Annotated in this window: 18 protein-coding genes and 1 pseudogene; 10 read left to right on the top strand and 9 right to left on the bottom strand. The window is 64.7% G+C overall.

The window, feature by feature from the left end; genetic code table 11:
- Position 1: 1 nt before the first annotated feature.
- Entirely contained in the window at positions 2-1,441 is a 1,440-nt protein-coding gene (locus tag ACOZJV_RS17035; RefSeq protein ID WP_078469709.1) for an N-acyl-D-amino-acid deacylase family protein, read from the top strand.
- Here ACOZJV_RS17035 and ACOZJV_RS17030 read toward each other — a convergent pair.
- Entirely contained in the window at positions 1,438-2,469 is a 1,032-nt protein-coding gene (locus tag ACOZJV_RS17030) for an AraC family transcriptional regulator (RefSeq protein ID WP_201129351.1), read from the bottom strand. The genes ACOZJV_RS17035 and ACOZJV_RS17030 overlap by 4 nt on opposite strands.
- Positions 2,470-2,993: 524 nt before the next feature.
- Here ACOZJV_RS17030 and ACOZJV_RS17025 point away from each other — a divergent pair.
- Entirely contained in the window at positions 2,994-3,386 is a 393-nt protein-coding gene (locus tag ACOZJV_RS17025) for a DUF3077 domain-containing protein (RefSeq protein WP_421548086.1), read from the top strand.
- A 95-nt stretch (positions 3,387-3,481) separates the two neighbouring features.
- On the opposite strand, the gene ACOZJV_RS17020 is transcribed toward ACOZJV_RS17025, so the two are convergent.
- On the bottom strand, positions 3,482-4,186 hold the full coding sequence (locus tag ACOZJV_RS17020; RefSeq protein ID WP_371106558.1) for a methyl-accepting chemotaxis protein: 705 nt from the start codon (positions 4,184-4,186) through the stop codon (positions 3,482-3,484).
- A 201-nt stretch (positions 4,187-4,387) separates the two neighbouring features.
- Positions 4,388-5,266 (bottom strand): annotated as a pseudogene (locus ACOZJV_RS17015) (methyl-accepting chemotaxis protein); the annotation flags it as partial.
- Positions 5,267-5,764: 498 nt separating this feature from the next.
- On the opposite strand from ACOZJV_RS17015, the gene ACOZJV_RS17010 reads away from it, so the two are divergent.
- Positions 5,765-6,445 carry a histidine phosphatase family protein gene (locus tag ACOZJV_RS17010; protein WP_201129355.1) on the top strand — a complete coding sequence of 227 codons (681 nt, stop codon included), beginning with the start codon at positions 5,765-5,767 and terminating at the stop codon, positions 6,443-6,445.
- 81 nt (positions 6,446-6,526) lie between these two features.
- Here the strand turns inward: ACOZJV_RS17010 and ACOZJV_RS17005 are convergent, their stop codons facing one another.
- The 3 genes from ACOZJV_RS17005 to ACOZJV_RS16995 all read right to left on the bottom strand — a co-directional run bounded on the left by ACOZJV_RS17005 (position 6,527) and on the right by ACOZJV_RS16995 (position 8,891).
- Entirely contained in the window at positions 6,527-7,981 is a 1,455-nt protein-coding gene (locus ACOZJV_RS17005) for an ArnT family glycosyltransferase (RefSeq protein ID WP_421548085.1), read from the bottom strand.
- Positions 7,982-8,092: 111 nt separating this feature from the next.
- Positions 8,093-8,437 (bottom strand): hypothetical protein, encoded by a 345-nt coding sequence (locus ACOZJV_RS17000; protein WP_201129357.1) that lies wholly within the window; start codon positions 8,435-8,437, stop codon positions 8,093-8,095.
- Positions 8,438-8,441: 4 nt separating this feature from the next.
- A complete protein-coding gene (locus ACOZJV_RS16995; RefSeq protein WP_421548084.1) occupies positions 8,442-8,891 on the bottom strand; it encodes a hypothetical protein in 450 nt (149 codons plus the stop codon).
- 296 nt (positions 8,892-9,187) lie between these two features.
- On the opposite strand from ACOZJV_RS16995, the gene ACOZJV_RS16990 reads away from it, so the two are divergent.
- Positions 9,188-9,505, top strand: coding sequence for a hypothetical protein (locus tag ACOZJV_RS16990; RefSeq protein ID WP_421548329.1), 318 nt, complete (start codon positions 9,188-9,190; stop codon positions 9,503-9,505).
- An 83-nt stretch (positions 9,506-9,588) separates the two neighbouring features.
- On the opposite strand, the gene ACOZJV_RS16985 is transcribed toward ACOZJV_RS16990, so the two are convergent.
- Complete coding sequence (locus ACOZJV_RS16985) at positions 9,589-10,371, bottom strand: helix-turn-helix domain-containing protein (RefSeq protein WP_421548083.1); 783 nt, start codon at positions 10,369-10,371, stop codon at positions 9,589-9,591.
- A gap of 117 nt (positions 10,372-10,488) precedes the next feature.
- On the opposite strand from ACOZJV_RS16985, the gene ACOZJV_RS16980 reads away from it, so the two are divergent.
- Complete coding sequence (locus ACOZJV_RS16980) at positions 10,489-11,373, top strand: EamA family transporter (RefSeq protein ID WP_201129361.1); 885 nt, start codon at positions 10,489-10,491, stop codon at positions 11,371-11,373.
- Between the two features lie 2 nt (positions 11,374-11,375).
- On the opposite strand, the gene ACOZJV_RS16975 is transcribed toward ACOZJV_RS16980, so the two are convergent.
- On the bottom strand, positions 11,376-11,984 hold the full coding sequence (locus ACOZJV_RS16975) for a TetR/AcrR family transcriptional regulator (protein WP_421548082.1): 609 nt from the start codon (positions 11,982-11,984) through the stop codon (positions 11,376-11,378).
- Positions 11,985-12,124: 140 nt separating this feature from the next.
- Between ACOZJV_RS16975 and ACOZJV_RS16970 the strand changes: the two genes are divergently transcribed.
- A complete protein-coding gene (locus tag ACOZJV_RS16970; RefSeq protein WP_421548081.1) occupies positions 12,125-13,192 on the top strand; it encodes a sugar phosphate isomerase/epimerase family protein in 1,068 nt (355 codons plus the stop codon).
- 11 nt (positions 13,193-13,203) lie between these two features.
- Entirely contained in the window at positions 13,204-14,085 is an 882-nt protein-coding gene (locus tag ACOZJV_RS16965; protein WP_078469720.1) for an alpha/beta fold hydrolase, read from the top strand.
- 57 nt (positions 14,086-14,142) lie between these two features.
- Here ACOZJV_RS16965 and ACOZJV_RS16960 read toward each other — a convergent pair whose 3' ends face one another.
- Positions 14,143-14,625 carry a hypothetical protein gene (locus ACOZJV_RS16960; protein WP_078469721.1) on the bottom strand — a complete coding sequence of 161 codons (483 nt, stop codon included), beginning with the start codon at positions 14,623-14,625 and terminating at the stop codon, positions 14,143-14,145.
- Between the two features lie 176 nt (positions 14,626-14,801).
- On the opposite strand from ACOZJV_RS16960, the gene ACOZJV_RS16955 reads away from it, so the two are divergent.
- The 3 genes from ACOZJV_RS16955 to ACOZJV_RS16945 all read left to right on the top strand — a co-directional run bounded on the left by ACOZJV_RS16955 (position 14,802) and on the right by ACOZJV_RS16945 (position 17,691).
- On the top strand, positions 14,802-15,509 hold the full coding sequence (locus ACOZJV_RS16955) for an AzlC family ABC transporter permease (RefSeq protein ID WP_421548080.1): 708 nt from the start codon (positions 14,802-14,804) through the stop codon (positions 15,507-15,509).
- Positions 15,506-15,814 carry a hypothetical protein gene (locus ACOZJV_RS16950; protein WP_078469723.1) on the top strand — a complete coding sequence of 103 codons (309 nt, stop codon included), beginning with the start codon at positions 15,506-15,508 and terminating at the stop codon, positions 15,812-15,814. Before ACOZJV_RS16955 ends, ACOZJV_RS16950 begins: the two co-directional genes overlap by 4 nt.
- 236 nt (positions 15,815-16,050) lie before the next feature.
- Positions 16,051-17,691 (top strand): hypothetical protein, encoded by a 1,641-nt coding sequence (locus ACOZJV_RS16945; protein WP_421548079.1) that lies wholly within the window; start codon positions 16,051-16,053, stop codon positions 17,689-17,691.
- The last annotated feature ends 28 nt before the right edge of the window (positions 17,692-17,719 follow it).

The following is a 17,719-nucleotide window of genomic DNA, read 5'->3' as shown; positions in this document are numbered from 1 at the left end:
CATGCACTACGACACATTGATCCGCAACGCCCTGATCATCGACGGCAGCAACCGTCCCGGCTACCTGGCCGACGTGGCCCTGAGCGAGGGCCGCATCCAGCGCATTGGCGACCTGCAGGGCGCGCAAGCCAACCAACAGATCGACGCCGGCGGACGCGTGCTGGCGCCGGGCTTTATCGACGTGCACACCCATGACGACACGGTGGTTATCCGCCAGCCGCAGATGCTGCCCAAACTCAGCCAGGGCGTGACCACGGTGATTGTCGGCAACTGTGGCATCAGTGCCGCGCCGGTCAGCCTGCGCAGCGATCCGCCGGACCCGATGAACCTGCTGGGCGCGCGCGGGGCCTTTGTCTACCCGCGTTTCAGCGATTACCGGGCGGCGGTGGACGCGGCGGTTCCGGCGGTGAATGTGGCGGCGCTGGTGGGGCACACGGCGCTGCGCAGCAACCATCTGGATGACCTGCAACGCACCGCCAGCCCCTCGGAAATTGCCGCCATGCGCGAGCAACTGCGGGACAGCCTGGCGAGCGGTGCCCTGGGCCTGTCCACCGGCCTGGCCTACGCCAGTGCGTTTTGCGCCGAGACCGATGAAGTGCAGCAACTGGCCGAAGAACTCAGCGCCTCTGGCGCTCTGTACACCACCCATTTGCGCAGCGAATTCGCGCCGGTGCTGGAGGCCATGGACGAAGCCTTTCAGATCGGCCGTCACGCCCGGGCCCCGGTGATCATTTCCCACCTCAAGTGCGCCGGCGCCGGAAACTGGGGGCGCAGCCCGCAGCTGTTGGCGTCCCTGGAGCGGGCAGCACTGACCCAATCGGTGGCCTGCGATTGCTATCCCTATGCCGCCAGCTCCTCGACCCTGGACCTCAAGCAAGTCACCGATGCCCATCGCATCACCATCACCTGGTCGACCCCGCACCCGGAAATGGGTGGCCGCGACCTGCTGGACATCGCCGCCGAATGGGCTTGCCCGCTGCTCGACGCCGCGCGTCGCCTGCAACCGGCGGGGGCGGTGTACTACGGCATGGACGAGGCCGATGTGCAGCGTATCCTGGCCCATCCACTGTCGATGATCGGCTCCGACGGCTTGCCGGAAGACCCGTTTCCCCATCCACGCTTGTGGGGCGCCTTCCCCCGGGTGCTCGGGCATTTCAGTCGCGACTTGGGCTTGTTCCCGCTGCACACCGCCGTGCACAAAATGACCGGGTTGTCGGCGGCGCGTTTCGGCCTGGAGCAGCGCGGCGAGATCCGCGAAGGCCACTGGGCCGACCTGGTGCTGTTCGACCCGGCCCGGGTGCGCGACGTCGCCGACTTCAAGGACCCGCAGCGCGCGGCCGAGGGCATCGACGAGGTCTGGGTCAATGGTCTGCGCAGCTATGCCGCCGGCCAGGCCAACGGTCAGCGCGCCGGGCGTTTCTTGCCGCGCAAAGGCAGTTAGTGCCGGCCTGAATGGGGGGCGCGATGGCTGTGGCGGTACTCGCCGGGGGGCATGCCGCTGCGACTTTTGAAGGTGCGGTGGAATGAGCGCTGATCGGAGAAACCCAGGTAGTGGGCGATGTCCTGGATCGGCAGATCGCTGTGCAGCAGGTAGTGCTCGGCCAGTTCCTGACGCAGGTCATCGAGGATCTGCTGGTAGGAAGTGCCGGCCTGTTGCAGTTGGCGCTGCAGGGTGCGCACCGACATCGCCAGTTGTTCGGCCACCTGCTCCTTGCGCGGCAAGCCCTGCTTGAGCAACTGGCGCAGGGCGTTTTTGACTTGCAGCGGCAAGGCTGCATCTTCCAGCGACGCCATCAGGCCCAGGGCATGCTCTTCCAGGGTGCGCAGCAACTGCGGGTCGGCCTGGCGCAGTGGCAATTGCAGGTATTCCATGGGCGCCAGCAGGGCCGAGCAGCGTTGCTCGAACAGCACCGGGCAGCCAAAGAAATTTTCGTACTGTTCACGCCGGGCGTTGTCCGGCAGCGGGTGCTCGAACCACACGGCGCTGGGCGAGAGCGGGGTGTCGGCGATCCAGCGCGCATACAGCAGCCAGGAGGCCAGCACATCCTCCACCATGTGCCGTCGGGTTTCGGCGCGCTGATGGCGGCAACTCCAGATCAGCCGCACCTGGCCATCGACCACCTCGGCGCGGCTGACCCCCATGTCGCCCACCAGTTTTTCAAAGGGCATGATGCGGTTCATCGCCTCGCCCAGGGTCGCGCAGTTCATGGTGATGTAGCCCAGTACACTCCACGAGTTGGGCAGGACGAATCGCGCCGAATGCAGGCCGAACAAGGGGTCGCCGGAGTGGGCGCAGAAGTAGTCGAGCAGGCGTTCGTGAACCTCCACCGGCAGGCGCAGGCTGTTATCGCTCAACTGCCCGGCCTCCAGGCCGGCAGCGGCCAATGCCGGAGCGATCGGGAGGCCCAATTGTTCGGCATGGCGCAGGTATTTGAGCAGCGGCGGGACCGAGGTGTAGCCAAGGGTCATGGCGAGGCGTCCTGGCGGCGAGTCCTTCACGTGGCGAGCTGCAAGGTAATTTGAAACCCACGACAAAGTAAATGGCTATCCCCATCCCCGACCCCAACCCTGTAGCCGCTGCCGAAGGTTCGGGCCGCGTTCGGACGTCGGTTCGGAAGGACTGTGTGTTGGAGCAGCGATAAGTTCGACTGGTTAATGCGGTTTTTCTCTTTGATTTGTAGGGCTTTTCCGAGAGAATCGGCCGGTTACATTTCAGCTGTTTCACTGTCTTGCGCCTTCTGAATGTCCGGGCCTAGTCTTCGCCCGTCGCTGCCTATTCAGCGACCGGGTCTGCAAGCCCGAACAAGCAAGAAGCGCTAAGTGTCCACGCTGAATCACTGAGTTTTCAGTTCGATTTATGGTGGCTACGTGTGGGAGACCTTCGGGTCTGCCGGGCTTGCTTCTTCTTCCCGGTCTTGCAGACCTGCACGTAGCCGCCACCCATCATCTGCAAGTGATGCTGGCGGCCTTCATCCAAGAAGGAGCTGTGTGCCATGAAGAAGATCGTTCCCGATCCACCTTTCCCGCAACCCAGTCGTGAGCTGATCAGCGCACTGGAAGTGCCCAATAAAACCCTACTCCAGGCTCTGCAAAGCAGCGATGCCACGCCGCCGTTGCATCACACCTTGAATGTCACGGGAGCCACGACCTTTGGTTGCCGCGACGGTGAAGGACGGCCGCTGTTCGCCGTACGCCCGGGGGTGAACGCCGAAGAAGCGCTGCTGCATGTCTCGCTGTTGCTCAAGTGTGCCGAGGAAACCGCCGATGAGATCACCAGCGCCAGCGGTATCGAGCGCGGTTTGATCTGGTCGATGATCCATTCCGTGGAAATGGTCAGGGCCGTGGTCGATGCCTTGCTCGACGGTGTACCGCGCCCGGTGAGTTGAGGCCTGGCTGAGTTCCCGCCCGTGGAGGGCGAGGATGCAGCGGCTACGGGTGTTCGCCCTTGCAGCGGGGGCTGCAGGGGCGATGGGGGGAAGGGTCAGACGCGGAAGTGGCTGACCATCATTTGCAGCTGGTTGCCCAGGCGAGCCAGTTCGACGCTGGAAGCGGCGGTTTCGTCGCTGGCGGCGGCGGTCTGTTCGGAGACGTCGCGCACGTTGATGATGCTGCGGCTGATCTCTTCGGCCACGGCGCTCTGCTGTTCGGCAGCGGCGGCGATCTGCTGGTTCATCGACTGGATGTTGGACACCGTGCGGGTGATGTTTTCCAGGGACACGCCGGCCTTGCGGGTCAGTTCGACGCTGCTGTCGGTCAGGCTGCGGCTGTTGTTCATCACGTTGGCCACTTGCTGGGTGCCGTTCTGCAGGCCGGCCACCAGGGCTTCGATTTCCTCGGTGGATTTTTGCGTGCGTTGCGCCAGGGCCCGCACTTCGTCGGCGACCACGGCAAAACCACGGCCGGCTTCTCCGGCGCGGGCGGCTTCGATGGCGGCGTTGAGGGCCAGCAGATTGGTCTGTTCGGCCACGGCCTTGATCACGTCCATGACGCTGCCGATCTTGTCGCTTTCCTGTTGCAGCACGCTCATGGCGTCGGTGGAGCGCACCACTTCGCTGGCCAGGCGTTCGATCTGGGTGATGGCTTCGGCCACCACTTTGTCGCCCTGGCGGGCTTCACCGTCGGCGGCGGCTGCGGCCAGGGACGCCTGTTCGGCGTTGCGTGCGACTTCCTGCACGGTGGCGGTCATTTCATGCATGGCGGTCGCGACCTGGTCGGTCTCGATTTTCTGGCTGTTGACCCCGGCGCTGGTTTCTTCGGTCACGGCCGACAGTTCTTCGGCGGCGCTGGCGATCTGGGTCACGCCGTCACGGATGCCGCTGATCAGCTCGCGCAGGGTCACGCCCATGCGGGCAATGCCTTGTTGCAGCACGCCGAGTTCGTCGCGGCGAGTGACGCGCACATCCTGGGTCAGGTCGCCGGAGGCGATGCGTTCCACCACAGCCAGGGTTTCGCGCAACGGGCGGGTGATCTGGCGGGTAATGATCACCGCGGCCAGGACCCCAACCAGCAGGGCGAGCAGGGTGCTGATCAACTGCAGGCTGCGGGCCTGGGCGCTTTCGACATCACGACGGTCGAGCTGGATCTGGTACAGCTCGTCGCTGCGGGCAACGATGTCGGTGCCTTGATCGGTCATTTCCTTGCGTGCTTGAACCGCATCGCTGAACGCCGCCTTGAACGCTTGCAGCGAGGTGCGATAGGCACTCAGCGCGGCTTCCAGTTGGCGCAGGGCGTCCTGCTGGGTGCTGCTGAAGTGGGTGTTGAGCTGGGCCAGTTCGCCGATGGCGTTGTTGAGCTGGGCCACGGCTTTCTGTTCGGTTTCCGGGTTGCTGTTGGCGGTGTAGCCGCGCACTTCATAGCGCGCCAGCATAAAGGCTTCCTTGGCCTTGGTGATGGCCTGGAACTGCTCGAAGCGCTCGTCGCTCAACGGCATTTGCTGCACCCGGGTGTTGATCGCGTTGATCAGGCCGTTGGCGGTTTCGGCATTGTTGCTCATGGCCTCGCGCGCGGTGTTGCCGGTGCGGTAGGCGCTGCGCATTTTGTTCAGCGAAGCCTGATAGGCGCTGATGGTCGCGCTCTGCTCCTTGAGCAGCTTGAGGTTGTCCGGGCTCTTGAAGCTGTTGAGCAGTTTCTGCTGCTGGGCGACGAAGGCATCGAGGGTGGCCTGCACGCTCTGCGCGGCGGTTTCGTCGCCATTGGTCAGCATGTATTGCAGGCGTGATACCCGCAGCTTGGTCAGGCCGGCATTGAGCTGGGTGATGTCGCTCATCCAGTTACTGCGGTCGATCAGGCTGCCCAGACTGGTCCAGCCGGTCAGGGCGAGGATGGTGGTCAGGGCCAGGACCAGGCCAAACCCCAGGCCGAGCTTAAGGTTGACACTGATGTTGGCAAACCAGCTATTCATTCAATTCCTCCAGGAACGTTGCGCTTCTTTATCGTTAGGTAGCCGGAAGATTGTTGTTTTTGGTGGCCAGCAAGGTGTGTTCGTAGGGGGATATCGGCGGCAAATGCGATTGCTAAAACGTTTTTGTCGGGATTAGCGCAATAGGCGGATGGTCGGGGTTGTCCGGGGGGCTCGGCTGCGGGTTGAGACTTTTTTCACATCCATTTCACCGCCGGCCTACGCCGGGCTGCTTAGAGTCTTGGCGTCACTCGGCGCTTGCCCGCCGGTTGACGGCGCCGTTGAGCGTTCAATTGTCATCCGGGCCAGGTAGCGTCTGTGCTGGCTGCTGGTAGTCCCGGTCATTGTCAGAGAGGCAGCTTGCACGTGGAATCAAGACTCGGTTTTGCCCTGACCCGACGAGTGCCGGATTTCGGCCGCGTGGCGCGTTTCAAAAACGCCGCCGTGGTGTTGCTGGCTGCGCTGCTGGTGCTGCCGCTGACCCTGTGGCTGCTCAAGCCGATGGCGGTGCCGGACCTGGCCCATGGCAATGGGGCGGGACTCAAGGCGCTGAATGCGGGCTGGGCCAGTGGCCAGATGATCGTCCTGGTGCGCCATGTGGAGCGCTGCGATCACTCCAGGGCCGCGTGCCTGGGAGCGGCCGACGGCATTACCGATCGTTCCCGCGATGTGGCAGTCGGGGTCGGGGCGCAGTTCGAACACCTGGGCCTGGACCGTGCCGACATCTACCACAGCCCGCTGACCCGTGCGGTGCAGACGGCGGGCTATATGTTCAGCGACGCCGGCAGCGGCGAGGACTGGCTGTTCAACTGCAAGAACACCATGTTGCGTGATGCCCTGGCGCACAAGGTGCCGGGGCGCAATCTGATTCTGGTGACCCACAGCGAATGCATGGCGCAGTTGGAGAAAGACCTGAAGCTGCCGGTTTCCAGCTTTGGTTATGGCGCCTCGCTGTTTGTCTCCAGTGCGAGCCTGGAGGCCGCGCCGAAGATGCTTGGCTTTATTGAGGCCAGCGACTGGCGTTCGTTGGGGCTGGACCGCCGCTGAACCGGGCGGGCTTTCAACCGGGCCCTGCGCGAGATAAAAAAACGGCACCTGATCGGGGTGCCGTTTTTTTTGCCGTTGACCTCAGTGGCTGACGAAATAGTAAGCCTGGCGCCCGACTTTCATGCTTTTGACCACCCGCAGCGGAGCCTGGGGTTCCTGCTCGGCGGCCATCAGCGCCACATGTTGCGGCGAGGCCGCGAGGAAAGCGTGCAACTGGGCCTCGGTCTGCAGGTCCGGCAACTGGCTTTGGGTGTAGAACACGCTGGCACCGCCGACCCGCTCATTAGCTTGATAGATCCCGACCTGGTGCTGGTCAGCCTGCAGCGCCTGCACCTGATTCATCAGCGGCAGAAACGACAGCGTGCGGTCGGCCCGGGGCGCGGCCCACTGGGCGGTGGCCAGATAGCTGCACACCACCAGCGTCATGATGCCCACTGCCAGGCCACGACGGTGCTGGCCCAGTTTGCCCAGCCAGCTGCCCGTGCCGGCCTGCCGGCCCAGGCGCTGATACAGCACGGCGGCGTATTCGGCGGCCAGGACCGCGGCGGCTGGCGTCAGCGACATCAGGTACACCGTGCGCTTGCTCGACGCCAGGCACAGCAGGGTGAACTGGGCCACCAGCCACAGGCTGAAGAACAGCCGGTAGCGGTTCTCCATCAGGCTTTTGCGAAAGTGCCACAGGCCCAGGTAGACCAGGATGTTCCACGGCAGAAAGGCCTGGGGCAGCTTGGCCAGGTAGTAGTAGAACGGCTCGTAATGCCCGGCTTCCTCGAAGGAGCCGTCGAAGCGCCCGACGCTGTTGGTCCACAGCACCTCGCCCAAGGCTTGCAGGCCGCCGCGCTGATACAGCAGGTAGAGCCAGATCAGCAGCGGGATCAGGCCCAGCAGGGTAAACAGCGCCGGGCGCAGCCAGTGGCTCGGGGCCAAGCGTTTTGCCAGCAGGCTGTCGGCGACCAGGTAGGCAAAGATCACCACCCCGGGCATCGCCAGGCCCAGCACCCCCTTGCTCAGGGTGGCAATGGCGATCCCGACGGCGAACAGCAGCCAGGCCAGCAGCGCCGGTTGCTGATCGGCCGCGCGGCGCTGAGCCTGGAAGAACGCCAGCAGCGCCAAGGTCACGCCCAGGCTGAGCAAGGCGTCTTCGCCCACGCCGCGCACGTTGCTCCAGTAACTGGCCATGGTCGCCAGCATCGCCGCCGCGACCCAGGCCACCGTTGTCGGCCGGCCAAAACGGCGCAGCATGGCGTACAGCAGCAGCACGCTGAACAGACCGGCAAAGGCCGAGGCCAGGCGCACGGCCCAGGGGGTGCCGCCGAAGGCGCGGATGGCGCCGGCGTCGAGCCACAGGCTCAGCGGCGGTTTTTCCAGGAAGGGCTGGCCGAACAGGCGCGGGGTGACCCAGTCGTTATCCAGGTGCATTTGCATGGCGATCCCGGCGACCCGGGCTTCGGTGGAGCCTTGCAACTGATGATTGCCCAGGGCGAAAAAGAACAGCAGGCCGGCAAGCAGGAAGAGCAGCGGGGCGGGTCGCGACATGAGCTTGGGGCCACCAGTAGAGGATTGATCGAAGTGCCGCGAGGCAATCGACGAAGTATACGGGGCCAATTCTTAACAATTCGTGAACGGCGGGCGCGATGCTCGCGGGCTTCAGCCTTGCGGCCGCCAATACGCCGCCGCGTGCTGGGCGAACAGCTCGGCGTAGGGCGGCTCGCTGATTCCCAGGACCGTGACTTCCATGGCGTCTTCCCCGCAGTCGGCGGAAAAGTCCTGGATGTAGACACCCGCGCAGACCAGCGCTTGGCCCTGGTGCAGCACGCTCAGGTGCAGGTCGCTCTGATCGCTTTCGGCCCGGGCGCGGATCAGCGCTTGTACCTGGGCATAGGCCGGCGCCGGGATAAACAGGCCGAACGCCACGCCCATGGGCGGGTCGCCGGACTCCAGTTCGGACCAGCCGATCAGCTGTGCGTGATGCCAGACTTCAAAGCGCGGCATGGCCTCAGTCCTCCTCCTGAAACCAGGCGCAAGCGATGCGCCCGGGGGCCAGGGCCAGTACGCCGCTGTCGAAGGTGCAGTCGCTGACAGCAGTCCAGTTGACCTCGCCGCCGGGGTTGTCCGGGGTCTTGATCAGCGGGCCGTTGGTATAGAAGGTGGCGCCTGGGGCGGCGAGGTGGGTCATCAGTTCGGCGGCGAAGTGCTGGGCCTGGGCCCTGGGCATGAGTTTCAGGCGGTGGACCATGTCGCGCCGCAACAGCCAGACCAGCACCTGCTCGGCCTCTTCGGCACTGATTGCGCGATAGATGCCGGGGTTGTCGAGCAGTCCGAAGCGGCGGGCGGCGTCTTCCACCGACCCGGACTCCCAGGCCTGGATGCCCATGATCGAGTTGCCGACATCGCGCAGGTCGAGAATCTGGTGTTCCAAGGCATCGAGGGAGCGGGCAACAGGCATTTCAGGTTTCCGGGCAAATCGCGATAGTCTCTGCCAGCGAGGCTGGAGGCGCAGGGCAGTGATGCTAGCGCACTCGGGCCTCCTTGCGCTGTATCAACCCCCTTTGCAACACCCGAGAAGGAGATGGACATGTTCAGGTTCCTCACGATTACTGAGCCGCCGCAAACCCCCGCGCATTGCCATGGAGGCTCCGTCAACGGAGCCATAGCTGCCTGGGAGCTGAAAAATCTGGCTCTCAATGCAAAGGGGTTTGTCTCATGTCCAAAGAGTTACTCGGAGTTTCTGCTGTAGGGTTGATGGTGCTGGGCGAGTTCTGCGCCATCTACAGTGAAGTGGCCGCCGCGCGCCTGGCGCATACCGGCAACACCACCTGGGCCGACCTGGCATTGCCGGTGTTGATCATGTGCTTTGCCGGTATCTGCCTGATTGGCGCGTACTGGCTGGGGTATGTCGCGGTCGGTGATATCTGGCTGATTACCGTGGTCTCCGTCACCTCGTTGCTGCTTCTGGAGCCGCTGGTGATCTGGGCGATCTTCCATGAGCAACCGGGGCGTGGCGCCTTGATCGGGTTCTGCCTCGGGGCCCTGGGCATGCTCTCGGCGGTATTCCTGTAGAACGCTGCGCTGGGCGCAGCCACTCGCCTCTGGTCCGGCAGGCAATCTGCCGGTCCAGGATGTTCAGGCCCCCGGGCCTGGACTCACATAGCCTGTTTGGGAAAGTAGCGACTGGGCGCATCCCCCAGCACTCGACGAAACACACTGCTGAAGGCGCTCGGGCTGCTATAGCCCAGGTCGGTCGCGACCCGGGTGATGGCCTCGCCCTCGCCCAGGCGCGCCACGGCCGCCAACAGGCAGGCCTGCTGACGCCATTCGACAAAACTGATGCCGGTCTCCTGGCGAAACAGGCGGGTGAACGTGCGCCGGCTCATGTTCACCTCGCGCGCCATGCAGTCGATGCCGATTTCCAGGGACGGCTGGGCCAGCAAGCGCTGGCAGGCTTTTGCCAGGCGCGGTTCATCGGGCAGCGGCGCGTTCAGCGACAGCGGCGCCATGGCGGCTATTTCATGCAGCAGCAAGGTCATCAAGTGCCCGTCGTGGCTGTCTTCGGCGTAGAGCGCGGGAATGTTCATGGCCCGCAGCAGCAACTGGCGCAGCAACTCGGACACACCGAACACCTGGCACCGCGCGGGCAGCTTGAGCGCGGTGGCGGCGGGGGGGCGGATGTAGGTGTTGAGCATGGTCACCGGGCCGCTCATCTGCATTTCATGGGGCACGCCGGCGGGCACCCAGACTGCCCGTTGTGGCGGCACCACCCAGTTGCCGGCATCGGTGAACAGGGTGATCACGCCACTGGCGGCCAGGGCGAATTGCCCGCGTTGGTGACTGTGGCGGGGGAAGTGCTGGCCGGCGTAGTAGTCGCTGGCGGTGACCACGGCGTCGCGTGGGGTGTTTTCGTAAGGATCGATATCTATCTGGCGCATGGCCCGAATTTAATGATCAATGGCCTGGCATTGCAAGCGGGCCATGGCCCGGGCTAGTCATAGTGGCGTCTTCGCCGGCGCGTCTCTGCGCGGGCCTTTGTGCTGGAACGCGAGCTGATGCAGAAGCGACACTTGATCCTGGCCGTGCTGGTGACAGCGCTCTGGGGCTTTAATTTTCCGATCACCAAGCTTGGCCTGGCCAACCTCGACCCGCTGCTGCTCACGGGCCTGCGCTTTACCCTGGCGGCCCTGCCCTGGGTGTTTTTTATCCGCAGGCCCCAGGTCGCCATCGGTTGGCTGGCGGCGTATGGCGTGATCTTCGGGGTGGCGATGTGGGCCTTGATCAACCTCGGGATCAAGCTGGGCGTGGCGCCGGGCACCGCCGCGCTGCTGATCCAGTTCAGCGCCTTTTTTACCCTGGGCTGGGGGGTGTTGCTGTTTGGCGAACGCTTGAGCCGAGGGCAGGTGCTCGGGCTGGTGCTGGCGGCGCTGGGGTTGCTGTGCATCCTGCAAGGCAGCCCGGGGCAGGGCACGTCACTGGGCTACGGGCTGTTGTTGATCAGCGCCCTGAGCTGGAGCCTGGGCAACGTGATCATCAAGCGCTCCGGGGTGCGCGAGATCTTTGCCTTTGTGGTCTGGTCGAGCCTGTTTGCGCCGCTGCCGCTGTTTGCGCTGACCTGGCTGAGCCAGGGTTCGGCGCCTTTTGTGAACCTGGCGAGTGGGCTGGATCAACGCACCCTGTGGTCCCTGGCGTTCCAGGTGTATGGCGCCACGCACTTCTGCTACTGGGGCTGGAACCTGTTGCTGCGCGAGTACCCGGTGTCGCGGGTGGCACCCTTGTCGTTGCTGATCCCGGTGTTCGGCGTGCTGGGCTCGGTGCTGCTGCTGGGGCATCAGGTCGATGCCCGGGAGGCGCTGGCCATGGTGTTGATTCTGTCGGCGCTGGCCGTGGGCCTGATCAAGGGCCGGCGCCCGCCCCAGGAGCCCTGCGCAACCCGATAGGCTTACGCCGGACCGGTGCCGGCCGCAGCATCGAACACTGCCAAGGCCATGGGCAGGGTGGCCAGCAGCCGTGGTTTTTCGATGCCGTCCCGAGCCTGCACCGACAACCCGTGCAGCAGGGTGGCGTAGCAGTCGCCCAAGGCTTGCACCGGGGTCTGGCGCGGCAGTTCGCCGGACTCCACGGCCTGTTCCAGGCGCTGGATGATCGAGCGGGTGCGGTCGCGCCGATGCCCGGCCAGCCACTCGCGGATGCTGTCGTTATCCAGGGTGCAGTTGGTCGCCGATGACACCACCATGCAACCCAGGGGCCCGTCGGGACGGGTGTAAAGCTCGATGGCGTCGCGCAGCATGCGCTCGATGGCCGCGCGCGCCGTGGGCTCTTCGCTCAGGGCCTGGTCGGCAAAGGCGCCTTCGCCGTTCTCGTACAGGGCAATGGCTTCGCGAAACAGCGCTTCCTTGGAGCCGAAGGCGGCGTAGATGCGGGCCGAGGCGATGCCCAGGGCCTGCACCAGGTCGGCCATGGACGTGGCTTCAAAACCGCGCTGCCAAAACACATCGCGGGCCTGGCGCAAGGCCTGGTCTCGATCGAACTCCCGGGGTCTGCCGGCCATGCTGTGGATGCCTCGCCTGAATGAAGGGTGTGTGCCGGCGTGCATTATTGATCGATCGACAAAAAAATCAAGCCCGCGTATTGACGGGGTCCTGGCGCTGCCTCTATTGTTTGTCGACCGACAAATAATGGGAGTGCCCGATGAAAACCCTTAAAGGACCGAGCCTGCACCTGGCTCAATTCAGTGACGCCACGGCGCCGTTCGACAGCCTGCCGTCGATTGCCGCCTGGGCCGCCGGCATGGGCTTCAAGGCCTTGCAGTTGCCGGCCTGGGATGAGCGTCTGTTCGACGTCAGCCTGGCCGCGCAAAGCCAGGATTACTGCGATGAAATCAGCGGTGTGGTGGCCGAGCACGGGCTGGTGATCAGTGAGCTGACCACCCACCTGTTCGGCCAGTTGGTGGCCGTGCACTCGGCCTATGACAGCCTGTGCGACGGCTTTGCCCCGGCCCGGCTCAAGGGCAATTCGGCGGGCAAGACCCAATGGGCACTGGAGCGTTTGCAGATGTCGGCCAAGGCCTCGCGGCGTCTGGGCCTGACAGAAATGGGCAGCTTCTCCGGCTCCCTGGCCTGGCCGTATTTCTTTCCGTTTCCGCAGCGCCCCGAAGGCCTGATCGATTCGGCGTTTGCCGAGCTGGCCAAGCGCTGGCTGCCGATCCTCGATGCCTGTGACGAGCAGGGGGTCAACCTGTGCTACGAGATCCACCCTGGCGAAGACCTGCACGACGGCGTGACCTTCGAGATGTTCTTGGCGCGGGTGGGCAATCACCCTCGCTGCAAGATGCTGTTCGACCCCAGCCACTTCGTGTTGCAGCAGCTCAATTACTTGGACTACCTGGACATCTACCACGAGTTCATCGGCATGTTTCACGTCAAGGACGCCGAGTTCAATCCCACCGGACGCCAGGGTGTGTACGGCGGTTATCAGGGCTGGGCTGATCGTGCCGGGCGCTTCCGCTCCCTGGGCGATGGCCAGGTCGACTTCAAGGGGATTTTTTCCAAGCTGGCCCTGTATGACTACGACGGCTGGGCGGCGCTGGAGTGGGAATGCTGCCTCAAGGATCAGCAGCAGGGGGCTCGCGAGGGCGTGGCCTTTATCAACCAGCACATCATCCAGGTGACCGACAAGGTGTTCGACGACTTCGCCGGAGCTCCGGTGGATCAGGCCCAGATCAATCAACTACTCGGCATTGCGCCGGTCGCGGCATAAGGATGATGAGCATGAATAACGCTGAACAATCGGCCGTTGCCGGACATGAGCCGCACCACGGTTATGAGCGTATCGACGGCCTGCGCCTGCACTACGTGACGCAAGGCCAGGGTCGGCCGGTGCTGTTGATACCGGGCTGGCCGCAGACCTGGTTCACCTGGCGCCACGTGATGCAGGCGTTGGCCGAGCAGGGCTACCAGGCGATTGCGGTGGACCTGCCGGGCATGGGCCTGTCGGATAAACCCCGGGACGGCTACGACACCGGCACCAGTGCCGGGCGCCTGCATGCCTTGATGCAGGCTCTGGGGCACGAGCGTTATTCGGTCCTGGGCCATGACGTGGGCATGTGGATCGCCTACGCCCTGGCCAGCGACCAGCCGCAGGCGGTGGAAAAACTGGTGCTCACCGAAGCCGTGATTCCGGGGCTGGCCCCGGCGCCGTCGATCTTCGCCCCGCCGGAGCTGAATATTTTCCTCTGGCACTTCATGTTCAACCAGTTGCAGGACTTGCCCGAGGTGCTGATCACCGGCCGCGAGGCGCAGTACCTGGCCTACATGTTCGAGAAGTGGTCGTTCCGCCAGGACCGGGTGGCGGTGGACACCTACGTCAAGGCCTACTCGGCGCCGGGCGGCTTGAGTGGCGGCTTTGGTTATTACCGGGCGATTCCGCAAACCATCCGCCAGAACCAGCTGCGGGCGGCGACCCCACTGGCCATGCCGGTGCTGGCGATTGGCGCGCAGCACGCCACCGACAATGCGCCGCTGGAGACCTTGCAGGGCAATGCCCTGGATCTGCGGGGCGCCATCGTCGCCGATTGCGGGCACTTCATTACCGAGGAGGCGCCTGAAGCGTTCATCGCCCTGGTGCTGCCGTTCCTGTCGCAGCAGAACTGACAGCGCCATCGCCGGTAAACCGGCTCCTGCAGCTCAATGGCAAGCACGCACCCTTGATCAGCGCAGGTGCCGGCCGCTGCGCCACCAGAATATCGCCCCCAGCAAGGCCCCCGAGGCGCCGAACAACGGCGCCAGGGGCCAGCAGCGCTCCAGGGTGCTGGGGGATACCTGCTCTTCGGCTGGATCGGTATAGAAATCCGGATCCAACTGCATCACCAGGGGAATGGTGGGCAGCGCACTCAGGGCGCCGCACAGCAGGTAGATCGCGATATGGCGCCAGGTAAAACGCTGGGCCAGCCAGAAGAACAGGGCGCAGGGCAGGGCCGCGACGGTGCCGACCACCATGACGCTCAAACACCCGATCGCCAGGCTGAAAGACATCACCGACGGCAGGCTGCTCCACAGCGTGGGGCTGCCACCAAGCATCAGCAGGCCGAACGACAGGGCCACAACCAGGGACAGCGCCGCGACGCCGACCAGGTAGGTGATAAACCAGTCAATGGCGCGCACGGTACGAATGGGGGTGGAGGTTCGGGACATGGGGAAGCGGACCGTTGAGGGCTGATGAGCGCAAAGGCTATCGATAGCGGGCGCGGCACACTGTGGAGTTTGTGTGGTTTTCCTGTGGTGAATCGGGGCTGACGCCAGCCCGCACAATCGTACAAGACCCTGTTGCCTGAGCCTTGCATGCTGCCCGCGGGATATCGGAGGTGGTTATGCAAGGCAGTGAGTTGGAATGGACACCGGGCCGCTCGAGTGTCTGGCGCCGGGTAGCACCGACGGCGCTGGCCATCGTGCCGGTCAGCCTGCTGTTCGGGGTGCTGGCGGGGCGTGCGGATTGGTCCCTGCTGGAGGTGGCCTTGATCGGCGTGCTGGGGTTCTCCGGCAGTGGGCAATTTGCGGTGCTGCCCCTGGAGCAGTCCGGGGCGGGCTTTTTCACCATGCTGCTGGTCACCGCCTCGATCAACAGCCGCTACCTGCCGATTGCCTTTACCACCGCGGGCCGCTTGCCCCGGCCCTGGGGGCGCAAGGTGCTGGCCGCGCACATGCTCGGCGATGAAGCCTACGCCACCGAACGGGAACAGGACGGGCCCGGGGCGGTGCTGTTGATTCGGGCCACGATCTTTCTCACCTGGGCCGCCGCCGGGGTCCTGGGTGCGCTGCTCGGCCAACTGCTGCCGGCGCAGTGGGTCGGCGCCGAGGTCAACCTGGGCTACCCGGCCAGCGTGGTGCTGATGTATTTGTCGATTTCCCAGCTGCGTGGCCGCCTGCTGCAAGTGCGTGAGCGCTGGCTGCCGATGCTCGGTGCGCTGACGTTGTGCGTGCTGTGCGCCTGGGGGCTGATCCAGTGGCTGGGGCCGGTGTATTTCTGGATCCCCAGTGTGCTGCTGGCCACCCTGATCCTGACCTGGGCCACGCTATGAACCCCTCGACGCTGATGGCCATTGCCGCACTGTTCACCGCCAGTTGCCTGGTGCGGGTCGTTCCGGCGCTGGTCCGGGTGCCCTTGCCCTGCAGCCTGCAACGCTGCCTGGAGCGGGTGCTGCCGGTGGCGGTGTTTATCAATTTTGCGCTGTACATCGCCTACAGCGAGATCAGCCGCGACCCCCTCGCCGCCAGCCTGTCTATGCTGCTGGTGGCAGGCCTGGCGCTGCTCACGGGGTGCGGGTTGATCAGTACCGCAGTGATCGGCACCGCCGCCTACGCGCTGCTGCTTCATCTGTATTGAAACCACTGTGGCGAGGGAGCTTGCTCCCGCTCGGCCGCGCAGCGCTTGTAATGGCGTGTTCGCGGCGCGTCATTGGGAGTGTGCCGTTCGTCATCGGGCAAGCTCTTCAGCACAACAAATGCGGGGTTTGCGGACGGCCGCCCGGATTTTTCAACGCCCGTTCAGGAGGCGTTCAGGGGCTGCCCCGGCACCATGGCCACGCCCATTGAGCGGCGAATCAACCTGACGGGTCAGCGATGGATCACAACACTAGGTATCGCGTCGAATCGTTCTGCATCCTGCTACTGGCCCTGGTGCTGTTCACCCTGGGGATCTGGGACCAGCAGCCCCAAGGGTTCGATGGACGCTGGGCGCTGTTCCTTCAGGAAATGTTCCGCCACGGACCCAGCCTGTTCCCCACCACCTACGGCCAGCCGTACCCGGATTACCCGGGCACCGCGACCTTGTTCAGTTGGCTGTGGGCCCAGCTGTTCGGTGCGCCCAACCACTTGGCCAATGTCTTGCCCACGGCCATCGCCTCGGCCGGGGTGCTGGCGCTGTTGTATCGCCTGCTCGCGCCCCATGGCCGGGCCTGGGCATTGCTGGCGGTGTTGCTCACGGCGCTGACCACCCAGTTGCTGGAGAAGTCACGTTCGGTCTGCCTCGACCAGATGGTCTCCCTGTTGTGCCTGGGGGCCTTCTACCTGTTGCACAGCGGCGAGCAGATCGGCTCGCGCTGGCGGCGCCTTGGCGTGTTGCCGTTGCTGGTGCTGGCGTTCGTCATTCGCGGCCCGTTGGGGCTGATCGAAGTCTGCGGCGTGGCCTGTACCTATTGCCTGCTGGGCCCGCTGCGTTCGCGCGCCGAGCGATTGCTGGTGCTCAAGCGGGTACTGGCCTATGGCGTGCTCGGGCTGGTGCTGCTGGCGGGCTGCTGGTGGGGGTTGATGCACCTGGCGCGCCTCAGCGGCGGCCAGGCGTTTGCCGATCAGGTGTTCAACATGCAGGTCAGCGGTCGCCTCGATGAAAGCGGCGAGCCGTTCTTTTTCTACTTCCAGCTCAGCCTGTATCGCTACTTCCCGGTGGTGCCCCTGGCCCTGGCGACGCTGTTTGCCCTGCGCCGGCAGTGGCACCTGCGGCATGCCCAGGGCGATCTGCAATTGGTGATGCGCCTGGGGGCATGCGGCCTGATGCTTCTGCTGGGGCTATCGGTGCCGCACTTCAAGCGTGCCTATTACATCCTGCCCATGGTGCCGATGTTCGCGGCGGTGGCCGCTTACGGCCTGCTCAACGCCCAGGGCTGGATGCTCAAGGTGCGAGGCGCCTACACCTGGCTGGTGGCGGTGTTGCCGGCGTTGTGCATCCTGGTGCTGTTTGTCTGTCGGCACAGTTGGCACAAGCACGGTTACTGGCCGCCGGTGTCCTTGCCGCTGTTGGTGGGGACGTTTGTGCTTCTGCAACTGCTGGCCATCCAGGGCTGGCGCAGCACGCGCCAGGCCCTGGGACGCCGCCTGGTGCTGCTCAGCCTGATCGCGCTGGCGGCGCAATGGTGGTTGTTGATCAAGGTGGTGGAGCCGGCCAAGGACCTGCAGTTCGACACCCGGGGTTTTGTCGATCAGGTCGAAGGGTTGCGCGCCGCCAATCCGGGGCCGCTGGTGTTTTTCAACCTCGGCCAGGACACCTGGGCCGTGCGCTACATGATGAACCTGGATCACGACGAGCAGCCGCTGTTTATCGCCAAGGCCCAGCGTGCACAACTGGACGCCCTGCCACGCGGGGCCTGGGTAATCGTGGCGCGCAAGGATCGGGCGCTGTTGCAGGGCAGCGTGCTGGAGCCATCCACCCCGGCCTTTGAAGGGCGCCTGAACGACAGCCCGTGTCTGGTGTTCCAGATGCCATAAGCCTTGGGCACTGTACGAAAACTACCTG

Origin of the sequence: Pseudomonas sp. QD4, from assembly GCF_049199125.1 — a bacterium.
GTDB lineage: Bacteria > Pseudomonadota > Gammaproteobacteria > Pseudomonadales > Pseudomonadaceae > Aquipseudomonas.
The sequence above is the reverse complement of the archived record's forward strand: the minus strand, read 5'-3'. Positions and strand labels throughout refer to the sequence as shown.